Genomic DNA, 24,817 nt, shown 5'->3' on the forward strand with positions numbered 1-24,817 from the left:
CGCGAAACCCGGCAGCAAGGCGGGAATTTGCACTTCTTCACTGGACTTCGCGCGGCTTCGCCGGGGTTCGCACAGCGTCACAATCCTCGTCATGAAGCGCCATATGCGTCCTGATTTTGCGCGCCATAACGCTGCGTGACGTGTGGTGAACGGCGGTTACCGGCGCCTCGACCCGCAGCCTGCCTGGTCCTTAGATTGGGCATCACCAACCACTGTTTTTCAGGAGATCCCATGCCGTCACGAGTACCCGCCATCGCCTTCATCGGCGGCGGCCCACGCACTGCCGGTGTCCTGGAACGGCTAGCTGCAAACCGTCCCGAACTGTTCGACCGTCCCCTGCACATCCATGTGATCGACCCCCATGAACCGGGTTCCGGGAGGATCTGGCGCTATGACCAGGATCCCGGGCTGCTGCTGAACTCCACGGCTGCGGATGTCACCATGTTCACCGATGCCTCGGTGGCCTGCGATGGGCCTTCCGTTGACGGGCCCGGGCTTTCCACCTGGGCGGCAGGCGTGCTGGATGGCACCATCCGCGATGTTCCGGCGCTGGAGTCGCACCTGCTGGACCAGCTCCGCTCGCTAACCCCTTCGTCCTTTCCTACCCGGCAACTGCAGAGCAAGTACCTTGAGTGGTTCTTCCGCCGGGCCGTGAGCAATCTTGGCCCCGAGGTCACGGTGACCGTTCACCGCAGCACAGCCACCGGCGTCGAGCGCTTCTCGGACGGCCAGGCTGCTTCCGGCCCGCACCACGACGGTGCGCACCGCGACGGTGCGCACCGCGTGCGGCTGGCTTCCGGCGACAAGGTGGTTGCCGACGTCGTGGTTTACGCGCTGGGCCACACCGATTCCCTGACTGATCCCGAATCTGCCCGCCACAGCGAGTTCGCTGCCCGGCACGGCGGGTTCCATGCGCCGCCGTCGTACACCACGGACGTGGACTACTCCACGATTGAAGCCGGGCAGGACGTGATTGTCTCCGGCATGGGACTCGCCTTCGTGGACCTGCTGGTGCTGTTGTTTGAGGGCCGTGGCGGCCGCTTTGAAGAAAGGCCCGACGGCGAGCTGGACTATGTGCCCTCCGGCGCCGAGCCGCGGGTTTGGGCCGGGTCACGACGCGGAGTGCCGTACCACTCCAAGATCTCCTCCGCTCTGCGCGGGGAGCCGGTATCCCGTCCGCGATACTTCACCGACGAGGCCATTGACGCTTTGCTGGCCACGCATCAGGAACTCGATTTCCGCACCCACCTGTGGCCGTTGATCGCCAAGGACGCCGGTTATGCGTACTACCGCGAGCTGTTCACAGGCTATCCCTCGCGGGTGCTGGGAACGTGGGCCGACTTTGAGTCGCGCCTCGACGCTGTTGATTGGTACAGCGCTGCCAGGGAAGAGCTGGCGGCCTACTCCGTGCCTGACCCTGCACTGCGCCTGGACCTCGAAGAGCTGGACCACCCCCTGAGCGGCTGCGCTTTCGCCGATCATGAAACCGTCCAGCGCTCCGTGGCCGCCTACATCCAGAACGACCTGAACCTCAGGACCAGCCCGGATCACTCCGAAACCCTCGCCCTGTTCACGGCGTTGTTGTACGTGTACATGGACTTGGGGCGTTTGGTTCCGCAAGACCGGCTCAACGCGCGCTCCCAGCAGACCATCCACGGTTGGTGGCACGGCTTCTTCAGTTTCGTGGACTCGGGGCCGCCCGCGCACCGGCTCCGCGAAATGCTCGCGCTACACAGGGCCGGGCTCTTGAAGTTCCTGGGCCCCGGCATGTGGGTCCGCGCCGACGAATCCGTTGGCAGGTTCGTTGCCGGGACGTTCCAGTCGCCCGTGGTGGTGGATGCTTCTGCATACATTGAGGCTCGGCTGCCTTCCGCGTCCGTAGAACGTTCAGCGAATCCCGCCTTGGCTGACCTGCACCACTCCGGATGGGGTACCGAGCAAAGGCTCCTCACCTCCGAGGGCGCCCACTCCACAGGCAAGCTCCTGGTCTCCGGGAATCACCAGGTCCTGTCCCCTGTTGGAACTCCACAGGAGGGTTTGTTCGCGGTGGGACCGTGGACGTCCGGTTGGGGTGCGGGGGCGTTTGCCCGTCCCAACACCAACGCAGCACCCTTCAGGGAAAACGACGCCCTGGCACGCCGGATCCTGTCCACGGTCGCCGCCACCAGTCACCCAACTGAGTCGCAGTTGAGCGCGTTTTGACACAGCTGCCACCTGCTTGGGATCCACCTACGAAAGGCCTGACATGACCACCACGCCCACCCTGCCGACGTCAGGCCTGACCGTCCTCAGCCTGTCCATGCGCGACCCCCGGGTACGCCCGCTCCTGGACGAGCTCGCCGTCGAATACAACACCCGCTACGGGGACCTGTTCAGCAGCGAAGGAGCGGCCGAGGAACTGAACCGCTACCCGGCTGAAGAGTTCGTCGCCCCGCACGGCGCCCTGATCATCATTCAGGAAAACGGCGAGTCCGTGGCTGGCGGCGCGTTCCGCCGCTACGACTCCCACACCGCCGAACTGAAACGGATCTGGACGCACTCAGCCCATCGCCGTCGCGGTTTGGCACGGCTGGTGCTGACCGAACTGGAAAATGAGGCTCGACGCCGGGGCTACCGAAAGCTCTACCTCACCACCGGGCCGCGACAGCCGGAGGCCAAAAACCTCTACCTCGCCACCGGCTACAAAGCACTGTTCGATCTCGCCGCAGACCCCGAGGAAATCAAGCATTTGGCCTTCAGCAAGGATCTTGCCGAGCAGGGCTAAGCTATCCGCATGGCCAACAAAACGACTGCCGAAAAACTCGCCACCATCCAACAGGGGTACACCCTGGAAGGTGCCACGATCGAGCTGGGCGCCGCGATCGTGGACGGTGAAATCCACAAGGAAGCCCAGGTCCGGCTCCCGCTCGCCATGATGAACCGGCATGGGCTGGTGGCCGGCGCCACGGGCACCGGCAAGACGGTCACGCTGCACATGATTGCCGAGCAATTGTCCACGGCGGGCGTTCCGGTTTTCCTCGCGGACATCAAAGGTGATCTGTCAGGATTGGCCACGCCGGCAACGGGCAGTGAGAAGTTGACCGCCCGTACGTCTGCGCTGGGGCAGGAATGGTCTGCGAAGAACTTTCCGGTTGAGTTCCTCTCGCTCGGTGGGGATGGTTACGGCATTCCAGTCCGCGCCACCATTACGTCGTTTGGGCCCATCCTGCTTTCCCGCATCATGGACCTCAACGACACTCAGGAATCCAGCCTCCAGCTGATCTTCCACTTTGCGGACAAGAACAACCTGGAACTGGTGGACCTCAAGGACCTCCGGGCCGTCATCCAGTTCCTCACCTCGGATGAGGGGAAAGCCGAACTCGCAAACCTAGGCGGGCTGTCCAAGGCCACGGCCGGTGTGATCCTCCGCGAACTGGTGGGTTTGGAAGCGCAAGGCATGGAGAAGTTCTTTGGGGAGCCGGAGTTCGACACCGCAGAGCTCCTCCGCACTGCACCGGACGGCCGCGGTGTGATCAGCTGCCTTGAACTGCCCACCTTGCAGACCAAGCCGTTGTTGTTCTCCACGTTCCTCATGTGGCTCCTCGCGGACCTCTTCGAAGACCTGCCCGAGGCCGGCGACCTGGACAAGCCCAAGCTGGTCTTCTTTCTGGATGAAGCGCACCTGCTGTTCAACGGTGCATCCAAGGCCTTCCTTGAAGCCATCACCACTACCGTTCGGCTCATCCGTTCCAAGGGGGTGGGCATCTTCTTCGTCACCCAAACACCCAAGGATGTTCCTGCGGACGTCCTAGGCCAGCTGGCAAACCGCGTCCAGCACGCCCTCCGCGCCTTCACACCCGAGGATGCCAAGGCATTGAAGGCCACCGTCTCCACGTTCCCGGTCAGCGACTACGACCTCGAAGAGACACTCACCTCCGCAGGCATCGGCGAGGCCGTCATCACCGTCATGAATGAAAAAGGCGCACCCACCCCCGTGGCCTTGACCCGGCTCCGCGCTCCGGAATCCGTGATGGGGCCCAGCTCTGACGAACTTATCAAGAGCACCGTGGCCGCATCTCCCTTGCTGGGGAAATACGGCACCGCTGTGGACAACCTCTCCGCTTACGAGAAGCTCAATGGCAAGGCCGCGGCCGCTACCGGGGCTGCCGCGCCGGGTTTGCCGCCAGTGCCCTCTTCGGGGTCTTCGGGAGGTTCGGGGGGTTCGCAAGCGGACATCGACGCCGAAGCGCGCCGGATCGAGGAGGAAATCCTGGGCCGTCCCAGCTCACGGTCCTCGTCGCCAGAGCCTTTCCCCGCACCGCCGGCGCCTCCCGCTCCGGCACCGCAGTCCTCACAGCAGGACGGTATGTTCGGTGACATCGCCGGCGCCCTCGGAGGAGCCCTGGGTGGCGGGCTCAAGAGCATGGTCCGATCCATGGGAACGCAGCTTGGGCGCGACCTCATGCGCGGGGTCTTCGGCACCTCCTCGCGGCGTCGCCGCTAGTCCTGTTTGACGGCCGGAACCACGACGCCGGGCGGCTGCAACGCCAGCTGCCACCCGGCGTCGAGCCTTCTCCAGACGGTGGATATAAGTCGTTCCGAGGCCTTCCTGCACGGCGTTGGCTGCCGCGGCAGGTAACGTAAAGGGCGTGCAGTTGAGTCAAGCATTGGTCAAGACCGCAGCCGGATGGCTGCTCGGTCTGATGCTTGCTGCCGCCGGAGCCATAGTGTGCATCAACCTGGTGAGCTCCTCTGTTGCCAGTCCGCAACAGCCCGTCAAGGAGTATTTAGCAGCTTTGCAGCACGGCGAAGGAGAAGCAGCGCTCGGCTTGCTCCGTGCCAAAGTCCCCAGCGCGAACCCCGCCATGCTGGACGGTACAGCGCTCCAAACGGCCGCCTCCAAGATGTCCGATATCAAGGTTGGAAACCCTGAAACCCGGGGCAGCAACCGCGTCGCTGTGCCAGTGGACTACACCCTTGACGGAAGCCGGCTTCACACGGAATTCCTGATGGAACGCACCGGGACCCAGTGGCTGTTCTTCGCTAAGTGGGCCTTCGTTCCCACGACGCTTCCCACCATAGAAGTCACCGTGGTCAACGCCAGCGAGGCCACCCTCAACGGCGTACCCGTGAACATGCCCAACGGGCGCAACAACTTTGCCGTGTTCTTCCCCGGCAAGTACGAGGCAAGCCTGAACGGCACCTATTTCGAAGCCCCGGCAGCCTCGGCCCTTGTCACAACACGCGACGGCGGCCAGGCGCCCCTGAACCTGCAGACCCGTTCCACCAAGGCCATGAATGAGGCCGTCGCGGGTAAGGTCCGGGAATTCCTGGACACCTGTGCCGCCCAAGCCACCGAGCAGCAGCGACTGCAACCCGATTGCCCGTTCTACCACGCCAGCAATGCCCGTGTGGTGGACGGAACCATCAAGTGGGCCATCACCGAGTACCCCAAGATCACCATTGAGCCGTTCGGTGGAAAATGGGTGGTGGCTCCCCTCAACGGCAAGGCCACACTGACCGCCCGGGAGATCAACCTCTTCACCGGGTTCGTCAACGACCTCAATGTGGAACACGATTTCAGCTTCACCACCCAATTGGATGTGGGCGCAGACACTGTGACGGTCACACCCATGCTGACATTCTGAGTCTTCGGCGCCCTCTCCTTCTCTGGGTCTGGTCCCGCCGGGCTGGCCTCGCCGGAATGGCCCAGTTTCTACCCCCTAGGTCCCGCAATCACTGCCCACCGAGGCATGAGAGCGCCCAGAAATGGGCTACTTCGACCACAACCGAGCTGGCCCACGAAGAAGAACTTCGCGCACATGCCGGAGCATCTTCTCCGGCGCGTACACCACATCGTCATAGAAGAACCTCAGCACCAGCATTCCTTGCCTGGTTGCTTCGTTATCCCGCCGGCGGTCTTTCTTGAACTGACGTAGCTCCAGATGGAAAGCAATGCCATCGAGTTCAACTATGAGGAAGCCTTCAAGAAGAAAGTCCACGGTTCCTACGCCGTCGATCCAGACCTGCGTCTCGGTGCGGATGCCTGCATCACGGAAAAGCACCCGTGCCAGGGTTTCCAACAAGGACCCTGCACCCCGGTCCACTCTGGCCAGAACTTCACGGGCTTGACCACCCCGGTTGCCCAGTAGATGGCGTCGCAGATACCCGAGCCCGATATCGCCGCGGATATAGGCGCTCTCTACCATCACCAGCGATTCCAACGGTGGCAGACAGAGAAGTGCGTGCAGAAGAACATCCGGCAGAGCGACGTACGGCTCGTTAGGTCTAGGTTGAGACAGGGACAGGCGGTGGCTGATGCACTTAGCCGTGCGCCGGCCGTTGCTTTGCCAGTAATGGGGCTCAGCGGGTTCGTGCAGCAACCATAGGCCATAGCGGCTCGCAGCTGAAGCACAGGTGAGCAGCGACCTCGCTTTGACTGCGGCAACCAATGCCGTATCTGCGCCCGGAAGACTCAACACTCCACGTTCGACGCGCTGAACGCTTCCCTTCCGCACAGCGGATCGAATCGCCGCTTCGCTGGCGCCCTGAGCCTGCACCTGCCGGGTCATGGCAACGCCACCCAATCGTCGCAAGGCTTCCTCGGGTTCCATCCCTCCAGCCTGCAGCTCCAGCTAAGGGGCCGGCAGGGCCGAATCCGGCTATGTAGATAGTCCGAGGCTCCGGAGCGGCCCACTTTTGGACGGTCCGACGGCATAAGAATGGCCCGGGCAACCTCTTGAGAGGTCAAACCCGGGCCATTCTCGATAGGTACCGCTTAGTCCATGCCGCGCAGGTCCAGCACCAGCTCGGATTCACCGTCGGCCTGAAGCACCACGGGAATGCCCCAGTCCTGCTGGTAAAGGTGACAGGCAGCGTGGTCCGGAATTTCGCCGTCCTCAGTCTCGGGACCATCGCATGCAGCCGCGCGGGCCGTGATGTGAAGGATGCCCTCAGGAACATCGGCAGAAAGTTCCAAGGTTCGCAGCAAGCCCACCGAGGTCCCACCGCCGGAGACCAGCAGTTCAGGCGGGGTAGAGGAAATCTTCAGCTGCGTGGGGTCGCCCCAGCGGTCGTCCAGCTTCTGGCCGGTGGGAGCCTTGAAACGTACCGCGAGCTCAAGGTTACCGGGGGTCACCGGGCTCTTGGGACGGTGCGTTTGCGATGCTCCCTCATCTACCTGCAGAGCTTCCTTGGGAATGGGAACCAGGACCAGTTGGTGCTTGTTTGACTCCACTACAACAAGGAGAGGATCGCTGCCTTCCACCTGGACCACGACGACGTCGCTCGGCTCCGCTAGGCCCCTCGCCAAGGTGGAAACGGACTTGGTGGCGGGATCGTAGCGACGCACGGCACCGTTGTAGGTGTCTGCGATGGCCACGGAATTGTCCGGTAGGACAGTCACGCCCAGCGGGTGCTGCAGACGTGCATCATCGGCACCGCCGTCGCGGAACCCGAAGTCGAACAGGCCCTTGCCTACGGCGGTTTCCACGGTCACACCGGAATCACCCACCACCAGGCGGCGCAAGGACGACGTCTCCGAGTCGGCAACCCAGATGTTGTCGTCACCATCAATGGCCAAACCGGACGACTGGGCGAACCAGGCTTCCTCCGCTTTGCCGTCAAGCAGGCCTTCAAGCCCGGAACCGGCGAGGATGGAAACCTCGTTGGCCAGGGGGTCGAAGGCGAAGATCTGGTGAGTTCCCGCCATGGCGATGACTACGCGCTGCAGCTTTTCGCTCCAAACCACGTCCCACGGTGAGGACAGTGAGACCTCGGTGCCCAAGCCCAACGCCCCAACATCGATTGCGTCGGCAGCGAAGTCAGCAGGGCCGCCGTCGTGGTGTTCAGACCACGTTCCGGCACCGGTGTCCGTCACTCGCGCGGGACCGGCGTCGAGCAGGCGCTGAACACCGTTGCCGGCGAGGGTCTGCACGTAGCCTGAGCTCAACGTGACGCCACGCAGGCGATGGTTGACAGTGTCCGCAACCACGGCGTCGTAGCCGAGCTTCCACGCCAATTCCGACGGCAGGACGGTCACGCCCTGGGGTTCGTTGAACTGGGCGATCTCCGACTGTCCGTCCAGGAATCCCTTGGTGCCGGAGCCAATGATGCGCTCCACGGTTTCAAGATCGGGGCGTAGTTCCACCAGCCGGTGGTGGCCGGAGTCCACCACGAGGTAGTTGCCGTTGGCGAGCTGAGTCGCCTTTCCGGGGAAGCGCAAAGTGCCCGACGTCGGCTCCGGGGCCACGTAGGGACCGTTACCGCGGTGGAGGGTCCCCTTGGCCTCGTGCTCGGCTACGAGTTCCTCCAGGAGAACAGCGAGGCCGCCTGCGTGACCCTCACCGGAGAGGTGGGCCACGATGTAGCCCTCGGGGTCAATGACCACAAGTGTGGGCCATGCGCGGGCGGTGTAGGCCTTCCACGTTGCCAGCTCGGGGTCATCCAGAACCGGGTGGTGAATTTCGTAGCGTTCAACGGCAGATGCCAATGCCACTGGATCTGCTTCGTGTTCGAATTTGGGCGAATGCACGCCGACCGTCACCAGGACGTCCGAGTACTTTTCCTCGAGCGGTCGCAGCTCGTCCAGGACGTGCAGGCAGTTGATGCAGCAGAAGGTCCAGAAATCCAGCAGCACGATCTTGCCGCGCAAGGACTCGAGGTCCAGCGATTTCCCACCCGTGTTGAGCCAGCCGCGGCCCTCCAGTTCGGAGGCCCGGACCCGGTGTTGGGTACGTACGGTTTCGCTCATCAGCGTCCTTCCAGCTTGGTATTCGGTTCGGTCTGCCCGGCAGAGTCTGTGGTGGCGTGTTCGGCGTTGCCGCGTTCCGACCGCGCCGGCGTGGATTCTTGGGCCTCCATGGAAACCTGAGGGGTCCTGGACACCTGAGGGGTCCTGGCTGCCTGGGGCGTCCTGGCTGCCTGGGTAGTTCGAGTAGTCATCTTGGCATCGCGATCAGCGAGCCGGGCAAACATATCGTTGTAAGCACTGAGATCGGCGTCGTTATTCCTGTCGGCCGCCCGATCCACCCTCCGGGTCTCCCGCTCGTCCGAACGGGACCACATCACAGCGACGCCAATTGCCACCAGCAAGGTGGGCACCTCCCCGATGCCCCAGGCCACTGCGCCACCGATTTGCTGGTCCCCAATGGCCGACGGGCCCCAGGCCCTGCCCAGGTTTCCAAAGTAATCGGCGGCCAGCAGCCCGGTGCCACCCATAATGGCCACACCGAAGAATGCGTGGAAGCCCATGGTGGCCAGAAGGAGAAGCAGGCGCATGGGGTAGGGGGCACGACGAGGAAGAGGATCGCTCCCGATCATGGTCAGCACAAAAATGTAGCCGGTCAGCAGGAAGTGCACATTCATGAGCTCATGTCCCACGTGCTCACGCATCGCCAGGCTGAACAGGTCCGAGTAGTAGAACAGGACGATCGAGCCCGCGAAGTTGGCGGCAGCGAACAGTGGGTGCGTCACCACCTGCGAGAACTTTGAGTGCACAAACAACAGCAACCATTCGCGCAGGCCGCGTGACCCGTGAGCTCCTTCACCCCGGGCCGGCAAGGCCCGCAAGGCAAGAGTTACAGGGGAACCCAGGACCAGGAAGATGGGAGCCACCATGGTGAGGGCCATGTGATCCACCATGTGGGCAGAGAACAGCACGCGTCCGTAAACGGCGGGCGGACCGGACGTGATGTACATGAGCACCACCAGCCCGATGAGCCAGTTCACCGTCCGGAACCAGGACCACTTGTCGCCACGCTTACGCACCTTGACGATGCCAAGGATGTAGGAAACGGCACCGAACAGGGCGACGCCCACCCACAACCAGTCGAAGCGCCACTCAGTCAACCAGCGTTCCGGTGTGAGCTCAGGTGGGAGCTCGTAGCCGGAAAGGATGAACGACGGCGAAGCGTCGGGTGCATACGTGGTTGGCTGCGGCGGCGCTGAGCGTCCGAGCGCAACGGCGAGTCCCGACGTCGCGCCCATCACCAGCAGCTCCACCAAAACCAGCTGCCACAGCACCCGGCGGGCAGACAGGGAACCGCTCTTCCCAAGCTGCGGGATAACCCACTGGCGGTGCATGAAGCCGATACCACCCAGCACCAGCGTGGCTAGGGACTTGGCGACAATGAGCTGGCCATAGGCGGAGCCGAAAAGGTCAGCAGGGTTAGTCACACGGATGGCGGCGTTGATCACCCCGGAAGCGAACACCAGGACAAAAGCAAAACCGGCCAGCGATGAGAAGCGGCGCAGGGTTTGCTCGGTGATGTCAGGCGTTCCCTTGCTCCGGGAACCCGTGAGAATGCCGGAGAGGACCGCCAGCATGATGATGCCGCCAACCCAGGTGGACACACCCACCAGGTGGAGGCCCAGGGAGTTGATGGCCCCCTCATGGTCGCTGGAACTGGAGGAGTGCCCGATCAGGGCAGTAGGAATCAGGCCGATCAGGGCCAACAGGAGCGTGAACGCCAGGCCCGTCAGGGACCTCACACCAAACAGTGCAGTGGTGACCACGGCAGCGATGATGGTGACTGCTAGCCAGGCCTTGCCGGTTTCAATGTCCGTCATGAAGTAGACCAGCGAACGGGTGAACTCCGCATCACCGGAGAGGCCCTGTCCTGCGACATCTGCGTACGTCATGACGAGGACCGCCACTGCGGATAATGTCCAGGCTGCGCCTGCTGCCGCCGCAACGGCCAAGGCCCGTGCGAAGGCCGGATGTTCAGTCGCGTCGATGTCCTTTTCGCGGGCCCGCGAGCCTCCAAGGTTTTTGGGCAGGATGCCCACAGCAAAGATCAGGCCGCCAACTACCGTTGCTACTGACACGTTGTGGACGGCTTTTGCGATGGGGAGGCCCCACCGGACCAATTCACCGGGATCGGAAACCTGCCGCGCAGCTGAGGCGCCGGAGAAGATGAGGGCCGCTGCGAGTGCCAGGAACAGCACCGCCAGACCGGCCAGTTGCCACGGCAAGGAAATGCCCGCGGCAGCAGTGCCTCCCCGCGCTCCCGGTTTGGGAACAGGCGAAGGGGCAGTAGCGGAGCTTCTTGCTGATGGCACTTATCCATTGTCCGCTACCTGCCGCCGGGCTGCGAATCGGGAAGGCGCTATGTGGATTAACTCAAAGCAGAAGGGACGGCAACCTCGCGGTTGCCGTCCCTTCAAGGCTTTCGCCGAAGAGTAATTACTTCTTCTTGGCGACAGCTGCCTTCAGCTTGGAGCCAGCGGTCAGCTTGACGCTGTGGCCGGCTGCGATCTGGATGGTTTCGCCGGTCTGCGGGTTGCGGCCGGTGCGAGCTGCACGGTCGGTGCGCTCAACTGCGAGCCAGCCCGGGATGGTGATCTTTTCGCCAGCGGCGACAGAAGTCTCGAAAACTTCGAACAGTGCATCGAGCACGGAGTTGACTGCTGCCTGGCTGGTGCCAGCCTTGCCTGCTACCTCTGCAACGAGTTCACTACGGTTCTTAGCCATTTACGTCCTCCTGGACTCATACGTTTTTGAGCTTTCAAGCGGAATGCGAGCAAGCCACTGTTCGAAAACTTACCAGCTTGGGCTGGCATGGCCAGCAAATTCCGCGTGTTTCCGCGCCTTTTTGACCAAAATCACCGGAATTTCGGGGTTTTTAGGGGTGCTTTACGCCCTTGGCGTACCCTACGGCTTTGGCGTCAGGCGCAAGCAGGCACTCCGCTGGCCTCCGCAACTAGAACAAAATGCGTTGGAACAACACATGGTCCTGCCACTCACCGGCGATTTGGAGGTAGGACGGTGCCACCCCAATTCGCTCGAAGCCGGACCGTTTCAGCACCGCTTGGGAGGCTGCGTTGTGGGCCAGCGTAGCGGCCTGAATACGATGGAGGCCGAGTTCGTCAGCGGCCATACTCACGACGGCGGCTACCGCACCGGACGCTACGCCCTTGCCGGTGCACAACTCATCCACCCAGTAGCCGAGGTTGGCATTCAAGAAGGGCCCGCGGACAATACCGGAGAGGGTGATCATCCCCAATATTTTCTGTCCAGCGGTCAAAACCCAAGGCACCTCCGTGCCTTGTTCATAGAGGTCCAGCTTGCCCTTTAATACCGCCGTCTGACCCGCGGTACTGAAGAACTCGTCATCCCGGGCTGGTTCCCAGGGTGCCAGGTGCTCACGGTTCCGCCGGTAGGCAGCGGCCAGGGAGGACGCGTCAGAAATTTCCAGCGGACGCAGGAGGAACTGAGCGGCGTCTCCGCCCGCTGATGCAATGTCCAGGTTTCGCGTGAGACTCATCCCTGGACTCTACCGGTGGTCGCCCGCGGCGATTGCGCACGATTCAGCGGAGTGATAGCTTTCCCGTGATCGTGCTTTTCGACAGGAGGTGAGACCCATGAACGCAGTATCCACACTGGGCGCTCCCCTGTCCATGATCCCGCGACTGAGTTAGTCGCCACTGGGAGCGCCGAACAGGCAATTCGCGAAAGGCGCCTCCCATGAACACGACTCCTTCTTCTTTAGACGTCCCTGCACCGTCCTATCGGCAGGATTCCGATCAGCTGGTGTTTCACCAGCCTCACCCGGCTATTGACGCCTCACAAAGAGTGCCCGCCGGAGAGCGGGCGCTGATCCTCGGTGGCGGCGGGTCCACAGGCAACGCATGGCTTATCGGCGTCGTCGCTGGACTTTTCGACGCCGGCTTGGACGTAACCGCTCCGGACCTCACCGTTGGCACGTCGGCCGGTTCGACGGCGGCGGCCCAGTTGGTGGGGGCAACTCCACCCGAGCTCTTTGATGCCGTCCTTGCCGCGGCCCCGCCGAAGCCCGCGGCGGTGCCCGGAGTGATCCCTGGCGCCGAATCCGCGCCTGCCAAGCACGCCGGCGGGAGGAACGGAGCTCGGGCTGTGACCGACCATATGGAACGAACCGCCAAAATCCTGGAGGACTCCACGGACATGGCCGATATGAGACGCCTCATGGGTGCCGCGGCTCTGGACATGGCCGAAGCGATGGAAGGCCCCAGTGCACGCTGGCGCCAAACCGTTGCTGCCCGACTATCCCATCAGGAATGGCCGGAACGATTAATGCTCCTCACGGCCGTTGACGCCCGCACCGGGGAACCCGTGGTGTTCGACCGCCATAGCGGAGTGGAGTTGGTTGACGCTGTGGCCGCCAGCTGTGCCAGTGGGTTCGCTTATGGCATCGGCAGCAAGCGCTATATCGACGGCGGTTACCGGTCCAATGCCGATAACGCCGACCTCGGGGCCGGATACAGCCGTGTGCTGGTGCTGTCACCCTTTGGAGGGAGGACACGGACTCCCCTGGAATGGGGCATGCACTTATCCGCACAAGTAGATGAACTCCGCCGCAGCGGCAGCCGGGTTGAAACGCTCTTCCCTGACAGCGGGGCTGAGCACCTGTTCGGCGTCAACGCGATGGATCTCTCGCTCCGGCAGGCAGCTGCCCAGGCCGGCTTCGATCAGGGCAAAGCCTTGGCCGGCCCGCTCAGCGCATTCTGGCGCTAACCCGTCGGTATGTCAGCCGCGACTGGGGGTTCTTCAACCGTCAGTCGCGGCTGCGTTCCCGGCCGTGTTCGTGGGTGGCTTGGTTGTTAAATGCGGGGAGCCCCGACCGTGTGGTCAGGGCTCCTCCGTGAATGGTTGTCCGGCGGTGTCCTACTCTCCCACACCCTCCCGGGTGCAGTACCATCGGCGCTGTGGGTCTTAGCTTCCGGGTTCGGAATGGGACCGGGCGTTTCCCCCACGCTATGACCGCCGTAACTCTGTTACCCGTCCCGGGTGTGCGGGCCCTTGTGGGGGCTGCTTTCCCGGGTGGGAAGACTGTGGTTACAACTGTGGTGTTGTTATTTAGTTGTTGGTTCCTGGTTCGAACGGTTGTTGTTCGGGAACCACATAGTGGACGCGTGCAGTGTGTGTTGTGTGGTGTAAGTTGTTGGCCTATTAGTACCGGTCAGCTTCACGAGTCTTTAGTCCTCGCTTCCACATCCGGCCTATCAACCCAGTGGTCTGGCTGGGGGCCTCTCACACATAATGTGTATGGAAATCTCATCTTGAAGCGAGCTTCCCGCTTAGATGCTTTCAGCGGTTATCCCATCCGAACGTAGCTAATCAGCGATGCACTTGGCAGTACAACTGACACACCAGAGGTTCGTCCGTCCCGGTCCTCTCGTACTAAGGACAGCCCTTCTCAAATTTCCTGCGCGCGCAGCGGATAGGGACCGAACTGTCTCACGACGTTCTAAACCCAGCTCGCGTACCGCTTTAATGGGCGAACAGCCCAACCCTTGGGACCTACTCCAGCCCCAGGATGCGACGAGCCGACATCGAGGTGCCAAACCATGCCGTCGATATGGACTCTTGGGCAAGATCAGCCTGTTATCCCCGAGGTACCTTTTATCCGTTGAGCGACGGCCATTCCACAATGTACCGCCGGATCACTAGTCCCGACTTTCGTCCCTGCTTGAGATGTCTCTCTCACAGTCAAGCTCCCTTGTGCACTTACACTCGACACCTGATTGCCAACCAGGCTGAGGGAACCTTTGGGCGCCTCCGTTACTTTTTAGGAGGCAACCGCCCCAGTTAAACTACCCATCAGGCACTGTCCCTGACCCGGATCACGGGCCGAAGTTAGATGTCCAAAGTGACCAGAGTGGTATTTCAACGATGACTCCACCCGAACTGGCGTCCGGGTTTCAACGTCTCCCACCTATCCTACACAAGCCACTCCGAACACCAATACCAAACTATAGTAAAGGTCTCGGGGTCTTTCCGTCCTGCTGCGCGTAACGAGCATCTTTACTCGTACTGCAATTTCGCCGAGTTTATGGTTGAGACAGCGGGGAAGTCGTTACTCCATTCGTGCAGGTCGGAACTTACCCGACAAGGAATTTCGCTACCTTAGGATGGTTATAGTTACCACCGCCGTTTACTGGGGCTTAAATTCTCAGCTTCGCCCGTAAGGGCTAACCGGTCCTCTTAACCTTCCAGCACCGGGCAGGAGTCAGTCCGTATACATCGTCTTGCGACTTCGCACGGACCTGTGTTTTTAGTAAACAGTCGCTTCCCCCTGGTCTCTGCGGCCCACACCCGCTCACGGAGAGCAAGTCTCCATCACGGGGCAGGCCCCCCTTCTCCCGAAGTTACGGGGGCATTTTGCCGAGTTCCTTAACCATAATTCTCTCGATCGCCTTGGTATTCTCTACCTGATCACCTGTGTCGGTTTGGGGTACGGGCGGCTAAAACCTCGCGTCGATGCTTTTCTTGGCAGCATAGGATCACCGGATCCCCCCGAACGGGGGTCCCATCAGATCTCAGGATCGTGCTCGAAACACACAGGAACGGATTTGCCTATCCCTGACCCTACATCCTTAGACCGGGGCAACCATCGCCCGGCCCGGCTACCTTCCTGCGTCACACCTGTTAATACGCTTACCTCCCGGGATCAGATCCCGCGCTCGGCCAAAACCCACACACCACAAGGGTGATAGGGCAGGCTCCGGGCGGTTAGTATCCCCCGCTTGGCATGGACGGTTTTTCGCCGGTACGGGAATATCAACCCGTTGTCCATCGACTACGCCTGTCGGCCTCGCCTTAGGTCCCGACTTACCCAGGGCAGATTAGCTTGACCCTGGAACCCTTGATCATTCGGCGGACGGGTTTCTCACCCGTCTTTCGCTACTCATGCCTGCATTCTCACTCGTGTAGGCTCCACCGCTGGTTTCCACCGCGACTTCACTGCCCACACGACGCTCCCCTACCACTCCACACCCCTGAACCACGAAGGCTAGGGCAATATGTGAAATCCACAACTTCGGCGGTGTACTTGAGCCCCGCTACATTGTCGGCGCGGAATCACTTGACCAGTGAGCTATTACGCACTCTTTCAAGGATGGCTGCTTCTAAGCCAACCTCCTGGTTGTCTTCGCAACTCCACATCCTTTCCCACTTAGCACACGCTTAGGGGCCTTAGTTGGTGGTCTGGGCTGTTTCCCTCTCGACTATGAAGCTTATCCCCCACAGTCTCACTGCTGCGCTCTGACTTACCGGCATTCGGAGTTTGGCTGACGTCAGTAACCTTGTAGGGCCCATCGGCCATCCAGTAGCTCTACCTCCGGCAAGAAACACGCAACGCTGCACCTAAATGCATTTCGGGGAGAACCAGCTATCACGGAGTTTGATTGGCCTTTCACCCCTACCCACAGCTCATCCCCTCCATTTTCAACTGAAGTGGGTTCGGTCCTCCACGACGTCTTACCGTCGCTTCAACCTGGCCATGGGTAGATCACTCCGCTTCGGGTCTAGATCACGCCACTACACTCGCCCTATTCAGACTCGCTTTCGCTACGGCTACCCCACACGGGTTAACCTCGCGACGTAACACTAACTCGCAGGCTCATTCTTCAAAAGGCACGCCGTCACAGTAACAAGACTGCTCCGACGGATTGTAAGCACACGGTTTCAGGTACTGTTTCACTCCCCTCCCGGGGTACTTTTCACCTTTCCCTCACGGTACTGGTCCGCTATCGGTCATTAGGAAGTATTTAGGCTTATCAGGTGGTCCTGACAGATTCGCACGGGATTTCTCGGGCCCCGTGCTACTTGGGATACTCCCCAGGCCGTGCACAACATTACGGTTACGGGGCTCACACCCTCTCTGGCCGGCCTTTCAAGACCGTTCACCTATGCCTGCACCTCACCTCACTGGTCCGGCAGAACCAGAACGGAAAGTCCCACAACCCCGCCCATGCAACGCCCGCCGGCTATCACACATGAAACGGTTTAGCCTGATCCGCGTTCGCTCGCCACTACTAACGGAATCACTATTGTTTTCTCTTCCTGCGGGTACTGAGATGTTTCACTTCCCCGCGTTCCCCCCACGCACCCTATGTGTTCAGATGCGGGTCACACAATCACCATGACAGCGTTGTGCGGGGTTTCCCCATTCGGACATCCTGGGATCAACGCTCGGTTATCAACTCCCCCAGGCTTATCGCAGATTCCTACGTCCTTCTTCGGCTCCTAATGCCAAGGCATCCACCGTGTGCCCTTAAAAACTTGACCACACAAAGACCGGACTCTCATCCGGTCATGCATCATCTACTCGAGAGAACCACGACCACAAGGGCCAGGTTCATTCATAAGAAATTGCTGTAAGAACACACACACCAAAGCGTGTGTGTTCCAGATGCTCGCGTCCACTATGTAGTTCTCAAACAACAACCCCGTCAACCAGACCACCACCCACCACAACCCCCACCAAAAAAGGGGAGCCATGCACACGAGCGGCCGTACCGGAAGCAGGAACAAAAGAAACACCAGAAGTGCCCCCTATGCATTGCTGCAAAAAGGTCCTGTTGCCTCAGGACCCAACAGTGCGCCAAACACAACCCCACACCAACCACGCCCCAGCCACGTTCCACACAACCCACACCCCCACAAAAGGGACACAGACCGCCGTACTAGCACCAGGACACAACCAGGAAAGGCCATGCCAAAAAAATTTGATTCGTTGATATTCCACCCATGAGCACCCACCGCAGAACAGACGCCTGCGCAATGGGCAACACTGACAACCACCACCACACCCATGCAGGCACAGCAACCAGTTGTTAGCAGCTCCTTAGAAAGGAGGTGATCCAGCCGCACCTTCCGGTACGGCTACCTTGTTACGACTTAGTCCCAATCGCCGGTCCCACCTTCGACGGCTCCCCCCACAAGGGTTAGGCCACCGGCTTCGGGTGTTACCAACTTTCGTGACTTGACGGGCGGTGTGTACAAGGCCCGGGAACGTATTCACCGCAGCGTTGCTGATCTGCGATTACTAGCGACTCCGACTTCATGGGGTCGAGTTGCAGACCCCAATCCGAACTGAGACCGGCTTTTTGGGATTAGCTCCACCTCACAGTATCGCAACCCTTTGTACCGGCCATTGTAGCATGCGTGAAGCCCAAGACATAAGGGGCATGATGATTTGACGTCGTCCCCACCTTCCTCCGAGTTGACCCCGGCAGTCTCCTATGAGTCCCCGCCATCACGCGCTGGCAACATAGAACGAGGGTTGCGCTCGTTGCGGGACTTAACCCAACATCTCACGACACGAGCTGACGACAACCATGCACCACCTGTAAACCGACCGCAAGCGGGGCACCTGTTTCCAGGTCTTTCCGGTTCATGTCAAGCCTTGGTAAGGTTCTTCGCGTTGCATCGAATTAATCCGCATGCTCCGCCGCTTGTGCGGGCCCCCGTCAATTCCTTTGAGTTTTAGCCTTGCGGCCGTACTCCCCAGGCGGGGCACTTAATGCGTTAGCTACGGCGCGGAAAACGTGGAATGTCCCCCACACCTAGTGCCCAACGTTTACGGCATGGACTACCAGGGTATCTAATCCTGTTCGCTCCCCATGCTTTCGCTCCTCAGCGTCAGTTACAGCCCAGAGACCTGCCTTCGCCATCGGTGTTCCTCCTGATATCTGCGCATTTCACCGCTACACCAGGAATTCCAGTCTCCCCTACTGCACTCTAGTCTGCCCGTACCCACTGCAGAACCGGAGTTGAGCCCCGGTCTTTCACAGCAGACGCGACAAACCGCCTACGAGCTCTTTACGCCCAATAATTCCGGATAACGCTTGCGCCCTACGTATTACCGCGGCTGCTGGCACGTAGTTAGCCGGCGCTTCTTCTGCAGGTACCGTCACTTACGCTTCTTCCCTACTGAAAGAGGTTTACAACCCGAAGGCCGTCATCCCTCACGCGGCGTCGCTGCATCAGGCTTGCGCCCATTGTGCAATATTCCCCACTGCTGCCTCCCGTAGGAGTCTGGGCCGTGTCTCAGTCCCAGTGTGGCCGGTCACCCTCTCAGGCCGGCTACCCGTCGTCGCCTTGGTAGGCCATTACCCCACCAACAAGCTGATAGGCCGCGAGTCCATCCAAAACCACAAAAGCTTTCCACCACCACCACATGCGTGGAATGGTCGTATCCGGTATTAGACCCAGTTTCCCAGGCTTATCCCAGAGTCAAGGGCAGGTTACTCACGTGTTACTCACCCGTTCGCCACTAATCCCCCAGCAAGCTGGGATCATCGTTCGACTTGCATGTGTTAAGCACGCCGCCAGCGTTCATCCTGAGCCAGGATCAAACTCTCCGTTGAAAAAAACAAATCAAACAGACACAACCACACCCACCGGAAATAACGGTAAACGCGGCTGCACAAAATTCGAAACCAGCTGAAAACCAGACCACCACACACGGGGGTGCGCAATGATCCAGCCATAATTTCAACCAATCAAAAAAACAATCGGTATCAACAAACTTGGCACACTATTGAGTTCTCAAACAACAGACCCTCCAAAACATCACCCACAGCACACCACAAAAGCAGCACACCCAACAGGGCCATTGGAAAAGAAGAGTTATTTTAGGCCGCCTACCGAACCGTACACACCTTCCGGCTTTCCGTTTCGCACCCGGCGACTCAGAAAACAATACACGCCCCACACCCCCAACGCAAATCCACCCCCAACCCAACCCCACACACCCACAAAACCCCACCAAACCGCCGTCGAACGCCTGCACTCTGACGCACGAGCAAGCCTGCCGTCGCGCCACATCACGTGAGGGAATCGGGCATCCCAAAGTGTCGGTGCAAACCATCGTCGAGGAATCGGAGGATCGATGCGATCTTGCGTCCATCCTGAGAAGGCTCAACGACCAGCAGGCCCCGCGCCCGGCCCTCGAGGTAACAGACGAAAGCCGGCCTCCCGCCTGCGGTGACGTCGGCCAGCTCATAACTACCGCCTGGCCGTCCAGCCGCACTGGCACGAAGAAAGTCTCCGACAGCCTCACGCTCTACGTAGAATTCACTGGCCGGGGGCATAGCCAGCCAGCACCGATCGGTAAGGAGCTCCAGGACCGCATCGACGTCATCTCGAGAGAAGGCATCCGCAAACTTGCGGGCGAGGTCGCGATGGTCTTCTCGCCTGGCGAGCGGCAATGGAGTAGGCCGGGCAGAGCGGGCGCGCTGCAGCAGACCCTTAGCTGCTGTTGGACCAATCGAGAGCATCTCCGCGGCTTCACCAACGCTGAAGTCCAGCACATCGCAGAGCATCAACACCGCAGCTTGGCGCGGTGGCATTCGCTGAAGGGCAATCACAAAGGCGAGCTCGATACTTTCGCGGGCAACAACCTGGGCTGCAGGATCAAGTTCGTTGACCAAAGAGTCGGGGTAGGGCTGCAAATGCGCGTGGTCGAACCGATCGCTTGGGGCCGGCGGTTCGAACGGCGGCAGAGGTGCGGGACGAGGACGGCGGGCACGATCCCTTCGTGCATTGAGCGAACGGGTAGTCGCAATTCGGTAGAGCCAGGTCCGCAACGATGACCTGCCGGCGAATCCGGACAAGCCCTGCCACGCTGCGAGCAGAACCTCCTGCAGTACATCGTCAGCATCATCAACATTGCCTATGATCCGGTAACAGTGCAGATGGAGCTCCCGGCGCAAGGGCGCAACCAGCGCGGCGAAGGCCTCCTTATCGCCGGATCGGGCTGCGTCCAACTCAGCTGACGTCACGGTTCAATCTTGGCATGTACCCCTACAGTCGTTCCGATATGGCTACTTCCGGTGTCTCAACAGAAGTAGCCCTCTACGAAAGGAACAGCACCATGTCCAACTCTCAAGCTGCCGCCGTAAAGATCGCAGTGGAATACCACCAGGCCTGGACTACCGGCAGACTGGACGCGGCAGCCGCCCACTTGGCCGACGATGTCATTTGCCATGCACCTTCAGGCTTCATCGAAGGGAAAGCGGCGGTCCGGGCCTTTATGGAGCCCTTCGCTGCTTCGCTCACGCAATCCACGCTTCTTGCTGCCTTCGGCACGGACGAAGAAGCACTGCTGATGTACAACACAGCCAATCGGGCAGTACCGAGCGCTCCTGGCGCAGAGCTCTACCGCATTCAGAACGATCAGATTGTTGAGATTCGCATCATCTTCGATCGCTTGCCCTTCGCGTTGGCGCGTGGCGACGTCGTTGAGGTGTGAGGGCTGTGTGTTTGGTTGTTAAATGCGGGGAGCCCCGACCGTGTGGTCAGGGCTCCTCCGTGAATGGTTGTCCGGCGGTGTCCTACTCTCCCACACCCTCCCGGGTGCAGTACCATCGGCGCTGTGGGTCTTAGCTTCCGGGTTCGGAATGGGACCGGGCGTTTCCCCCACGCTATGACCGCCGTAACTCTGTTACCCGTCCCCCGTGTGCCAGGTGTTGTTCTGGTGTGGGGGTGGGAAATCTTTGGGTTACAACTGTGGTGTTGTTATTTAGTTGTTGGTTCCTGGTTCGAACGGTTGTTGTTCGGGAACCACATAGTGGACGCGTGCAGTGTGTGTTGTGTGGTGTAAGTTGTTGGCCTATTAGTACCGGTCAGCTTCACGAGTCTTTAGTCCTCGCTTCCACATCCGGCCTATCAACCCAGTGGTCTGGCTGGGGGCCTCTCACACATAAATGTGTATGGAAATCTCATCTTGAAGCGAGCTTCCCGCTTAGATGCTTTCAGCGGTTATCCCATCCGAACGTAGCTAATCAGCGATGCACTTGGCAGTACAACTGACACACCAGAGGTTCGTCCGTCCCGGTCCTCTCGTACTAAGGACAGCCCTTCTCAAATTTCCTGCGCGCGCAGCGGATAGGGACCGAACTGTCTCACGACGTTCTAAACCCAGCTCGCGTACCGCTTTAATGGGCGAACAGCCCAACCCTTGGGACCTACTCCAGCCCCAGGATGCGACGAGCCGACATCGAGGTGCCAAACCATGCCGTCGATATGGACTCTTGGGCAAGATCAGCCTGTTATCCCCGAGGTACCTTTTATCCGTTGAGCGACGGCCATTCCACAATGTACCGCCGGATCACTAGTCCCGACTTTCGTCCCTGCTTGAGATGTCTCTCTCACAGTCAAGCTCCCTTGTGCACTTACACTCGACACCTGATTGCCAACCAGGCTGAGGGAACCTTTGGGCGCCTCCGTTACTTTTTAGGAGGCAACCGCCCCAGTTAAACTACCCATCAGGCACTGTCCCTGACCCGGATCACGGGCCGAAGTTAGATGTCCAAAGTGACCAGAGTGGTATTTCAACGATGACTCCACCCGAACTGGCGTCCGGGTTTCAACGTCTCCCACCTATCCTACACAAGCCACTCCGAACACCAATACCAAACTATAGTAAAGGTCTCGGGGTCTTTCCGTCCTGCTGCGCGTAACGAGCATCTTTACTCGTACTGCAATTTCGCCGAGTTTATGGTTGAGACAGCGGGGAAGTCGTTACTCCATTCGTGCAGGTCGGAACTTACCCGACAAGGAATTTCGCTACCTTAGGATGGTTATAGTTACCACCGCCGTTTACTGGGGCTTAAATTCTCAGCTTCGCCCGTAAGGGCTAACCGGTCCTCTTAACCTTCCAGCACCGGGCAGGAGTCAGTCCGTATACATCGTCTTGCGACTTCGCACGGACCTGTGTTTTTAGTAAACAGTCGCTTCCCCCTGGTCTCTGCGGCCCACACCCGCTCACGGAGAGCAAGTCTCCATCACGGGGCAGGCCCCCCTTCTCCCGAAGTTACGGGGGCATTTTGCCGAGTTCCTTAACCATAATTCTCTCGATCGCCTTGGTATTCTCTACCTGATCACCTGTGTCGGTTTGGGGTACGGGCGGCTAAAACCTCGCGTCGATGCTTTTCTTGGCAGCATAGGATCACCGGATCCCCCCGAACGGGGGTCCCATCAGATCTCAGGATCGTGCTCGAAACACACAGGAACGGATTTGCCTATCCCTGACCCTACATCCTTAGACCGGGGCAACCATCGCCCGGCCCGGCTACCTTCCTGCGTCACACCTGTTAATACGCTTACCTCCCGGGATCAGATCCCGCGCTCGGCCAAAACCCACACACCACAAGGGTGATAGGGCAGGCTCCGGGCGGTTAGTATCCCCCGCTTGGCATGGACGGTTTTTCGCCGGTACGGGAATATCAACCCGTTGTCCATCGACTACGCCTGTCGGCCTCGCCTTAGGTCCCGACTTACCCAGGGCAGATTAGCTTGACCCTGGAACCCTTGATCATTCGGCGGACGGGTTTCTCACCCGTCTTTCGCTACTCATGCCTGCATTCTCACTCGTGTAGGCTCCACCGCTGGTTTCCACCGCGACTTCACTGCCCACACGACGCTCCCCTACCACTCCACACCCCTGAACCACGAAGGCTAGGGCAATATGTGAAATCCACAACTTCGGCGGTGTACTTGAGCCCCGCTACATTGTCGGCGCGGAATCACTTGACCAGTGAGCTATTACGCACTCTTTCAAGGATGGCTGCTTCTAAGCCAACCTCCTGGTTGTCTTCGCAACTCCACATCCTTTCCCACTTAGCACACGCTTAGGGGCCTTAGTTGGTGGTCTGGGCTGTTTCCCTCTCGACTATGAAGCTTATCCCCCACAGTCTCACTGCTGCGCTCTGACTTACCGGCATTCGGAGTTTGGCTGACGTCAGTAACCTTGTAGGGCCCATCGGCCATCCAGTAGCTCTACCTCCGGCAAGAAACACGCAACGCTGCACCTAAATGCATTTCGGGGAGAACCAGCTATCACGGAGTTTGATTGGCCTTTCACCCCTACCCACAGCTCATCCCCTCCATTTTCAACTGAAGTGGGTTCGGTCCTCCACGACGTCTTACCGTCGCTTCAACCTGGCCATGGGTAGATCACTCCGCTTCGGGTCTAGATCACGCCACTACACTCGCCCTATTCAGACTCGCTTTCGCTACGGCTACCCCACACGGGTTAACCTCGCGACGTAACACTAACTCGCAGGCTCATTCTTCAAAAGGCACGCCGTCACAGTAACAAGACTGCTCCGACGGATTGTAAGCACACGGTTTCAGGTACTGTTTCACTCCCCTCCCGGGGTACTTTTCACCTTTCCCTCACGGTACTGGTCCGCTATCGGTCATTAGGAAGTATTTAGGCTTATCAGGTGGTCCTGACAGATTCGCACGGGATTTCTCGGGCCCCGTGCTACTTGGGATACTCCCCAGGCCGTGCACAACATTACGGTTACGGGGCTCACACCCTCTCTGGCCGGCCTTTCAAGACCGTTCACCTATGCCTGCACCTCACCTCACTGGTCCGGCAGAACCAGAACGGAAAGTCCCACAACCCCGCCCATGCAACGCCCGCCGGCTATCACACATGAAACGGTTTAGCCTGATCCGCGTTCGCTCGCCACTACTAACGGAATCACTATTGTTTTCTCTTCCTGCGGGTACTGAGATGTTTCACTTCCCCGCGTTCCCCCCACGCACCCTATGTGTTCAGATGCGGGTCACACAATCACCATGACAGCGTTGTGCGGGGTTTCCCCATTCGGACATCCTGGGATCAACGCTCGGTTATCAACTCCCCCAGGCTTATCGCAGATTCCTACGTCCTTCTTCGGCTCCTAATGCCAAGGCATCCACCGTGTGCCCTTAAAAACTTGACCACACAAAGACCGGACTCTCATCCGGTCATGCATCATCTATTCGAGAGAACCACGACCACAAGGGCCAGGTTCATTCATAAGAAATTGCTGTAAGAACACACACACCAAAGCGTGTGTGTTCTAGATGCTCGCGTCCACTATGTAGTTCTCAAACAACAACCCCGTCAACCAGACCACCACCCACCACAACCCCCACCAAAAAAGGGGAGCCATGCACACGAGCGGCCGTACCGGAAGCAGGAACAAAAGAAACACCAGAAGTGCCCCCTATGCATTGCTGCAAAAAGGTCCTGTTGCCTCAGGACCCAACAGTGCGCCAAACACAACCCCACAC

General features: G+C 59.9%; 12 protein-coding genes and 5 rRNA genes. 6 read left to right on the plus strand and 11 right to left on the minus strand.

Going from position 1 to position 24,817, the window contains the following annotated elements; all coding sequences use genetic code 11:
* The first annotated feature begins 231 nt into the window (after positions 1-231).
* From ACZ5J0_RS17690 to ACZ5J0_RS17705, 4 genes are all read left to right on the plus strand, one after another.
* Positions 232-2,202 (plus strand): FAD/NAD(P)-binding protein, encoded by a 1,971-nt coding sequence (locus tag ACZ5J0_RS17690; protein WP_464093695.1) that lies wholly within the window; start codon positions 232-234, stop codon positions 2,200-2,202.
* 43 nt (positions 2,203-2,245) lie between these two features.
* Positions 2,246-2,764 carry a GNAT family N-acetyltransferase gene (locus ACZ5J0_RS17695; protein ID WP_464093696.1) on the plus strand — a complete coding sequence of 173 codons (519 nt, stop codon included), beginning with the start codon at positions 2,246-2,248 and terminating at the stop codon, positions 2,762-2,764.
* 9 nt (positions 2,765-2,773) lie between these two features.
* A complete protein-coding gene (locus ACZ5J0_RS17700) occupies positions 2,774-4,483 on the plus strand; it encodes a helicase HerA-like domain-containing protein (RefSeq protein WP_464093697.1) in 1,710 nt (569 codons plus the stop codon).
* Between the two features lie 115 nt (positions 4,484-4,598).
* Entirely contained in the window at positions 4,599-5,627 is a 1,029-nt protein-coding gene (locus ACZ5J0_RS17705) for a hypothetical protein (protein ID WP_142937684.1), read from the plus strand.
* A gap of 126 nt (positions 5,628-5,753) precedes the next feature.
* Here ACZ5J0_RS17705 and ACZ5J0_RS17710 read toward each other — a convergent pair whose 3' ends face one another.
* From ACZ5J0_RS17710 to ACZ5J0_RS17730, 5 genes are all read right to left on the minus strand, one after another.
* Complete coding sequence (locus ACZ5J0_RS17710) at positions 5,754-6,593, minus strand: DUF559 domain-containing protein (protein WP_464093698.1); 840 nt, start codon at positions 6,591-6,593, stop codon at positions 5,754-5,756.
* Between the two features lie 164 nt (positions 6,594-6,757).
* Positions 6,758-8,731, minus strand: coding sequence for an NHL domain-containing thioredoxin family protein (locus ACZ5J0_RS17715; RefSeq protein WP_464093699.1), 1,974 nt, complete (start codon positions 8,729-8,731; stop codon positions 6,758-6,760).
* A complete protein-coding gene (locus ACZ5J0_RS17720; protein WP_464093700.1) occupies positions 8,731-11,040 on the minus strand; it encodes a bifunctional copper resistance protein CopD/cytochrome c oxidase assembly protein in 2,310 nt (769 codons plus the stop codon). Before ACZ5J0_RS17720 ends, ACZ5J0_RS17715 begins: the two co-directional genes overlap by 1 nt.
* 124 nt (positions 11,041-11,164) lie before the next feature.
* Positions 11,165-11,452 carry an HU family DNA-binding protein gene (locus tag ACZ5J0_RS17725; protein ID WP_011776355.1) on the minus strand — a complete coding sequence of 96 codons (288 nt, stop codon included), beginning with the start codon at positions 11,450-11,452 and terminating at the stop codon, positions 11,165-11,167.
* A 229-nt stretch (positions 11,453-11,681) separates the two neighbouring features.
* A complete protein-coding gene (locus ACZ5J0_RS17730; protein ID WP_142937681.1) occupies positions 11,682-12,245 on the minus strand; it encodes a GNAT family N-acetyltransferase in 564 nt (187 codons plus the stop codon).
* A 200-nt stretch (positions 12,246-12,445) separates the two neighbouring features.
* On the opposite strand from ACZ5J0_RS17730, the gene ACZ5J0_RS17735 reads away from it, so the two are divergent.
* Positions 12,446-13,474, plus strand: a complete 1,029-nt coding sequence (locus tag ACZ5J0_RS17735) for a patatin-like phospholipase family protein (protein ID WP_464093701.1) — start codon at positions 12,446-12,448, stop codon at positions 13,472-13,474.
* Between the two features lie 137 nt (positions 13,475-13,611).
* On the opposite strand, the gene rrf (ACZ5J0_RS17740) is transcribed toward ACZ5J0_RS17735, so the two are convergent.
* The 4 genes from rrf (ACZ5J0_RS17740) to ACZ5J0_RS17755 all read right to left on the minus strand — a co-directional run bounded on the left by rrf (ACZ5J0_RS17740) (position 13,612) and on the right by ACZ5J0_RS17755 (position 20,529).
* A 5S ribosomal RNA gene (rrf, locus tag ACZ5J0_RS17740) occupies positions 13,612-13,728 on the minus strand.
* Between the two features lie 160 nt (positions 13,729-13,888).
* A 23S ribosomal RNA gene (locus tag ACZ5J0_RS17745) occupies positions 13,889-17,029 on the minus strand.
* Between the two features lie 563 nt (positions 17,030-17,592).
* A 16S ribosomal RNA gene (locus ACZ5J0_RS17750) occupies positions 17,593-19,113 on the minus strand.
* 459 nt (positions 19,114-19,572) lie between these two features.
* On the minus strand, positions 19,573-20,529 hold the full coding sequence (locus tag ACZ5J0_RS17755; protein ID WP_166843164.1) for an RNA polymerase subunit sigma-70: 957 nt from the start codon (positions 20,527-20,529) through the stop codon (positions 19,573-19,575).
* Between the two features lie 92 nt (positions 20,530-20,621).
* Between ACZ5J0_RS17755 and ACZ5J0_RS17760 the strand changes: the two genes are divergently transcribed.
* Positions 20,622-20,999 carry a nuclear transport factor 2 family protein gene (locus tag ACZ5J0_RS17760; RefSeq protein WP_166843163.1) on the plus strand — a complete coding sequence of 126 codons (378 nt, stop codon included), beginning with the start codon at positions 20,622-20,624 and terminating at the stop codon, positions 20,997-20,999.
* Between the two features lie 69 nt (positions 21,000-21,068).
* On the opposite strand, the gene rrf (ACZ5J0_RS17765) is transcribed toward ACZ5J0_RS17760, so the two are convergent.
* Positions 21,069-21,185 (minus strand): 5S ribosomal RNA (rrf, locus tag ACZ5J0_RS17765).
* Positions 21,186-21,341: 156 nt separating this feature from the next.
* Positions 21,342-24,483: ribosomal RNA gene (locus ACZ5J0_RS17770) — 23S ribosomal RNA — on the minus strand.
* Together the 16S, 23S and 5S rRNA genes form the textbook arrangement of a ribosomal RNA operon.
* Positions 24,484-24,817 lie beyond the last annotated feature (334 nt).

This window comes from Arthrobacter sp. DualSoilB13 (assembly GCF_055389195.1).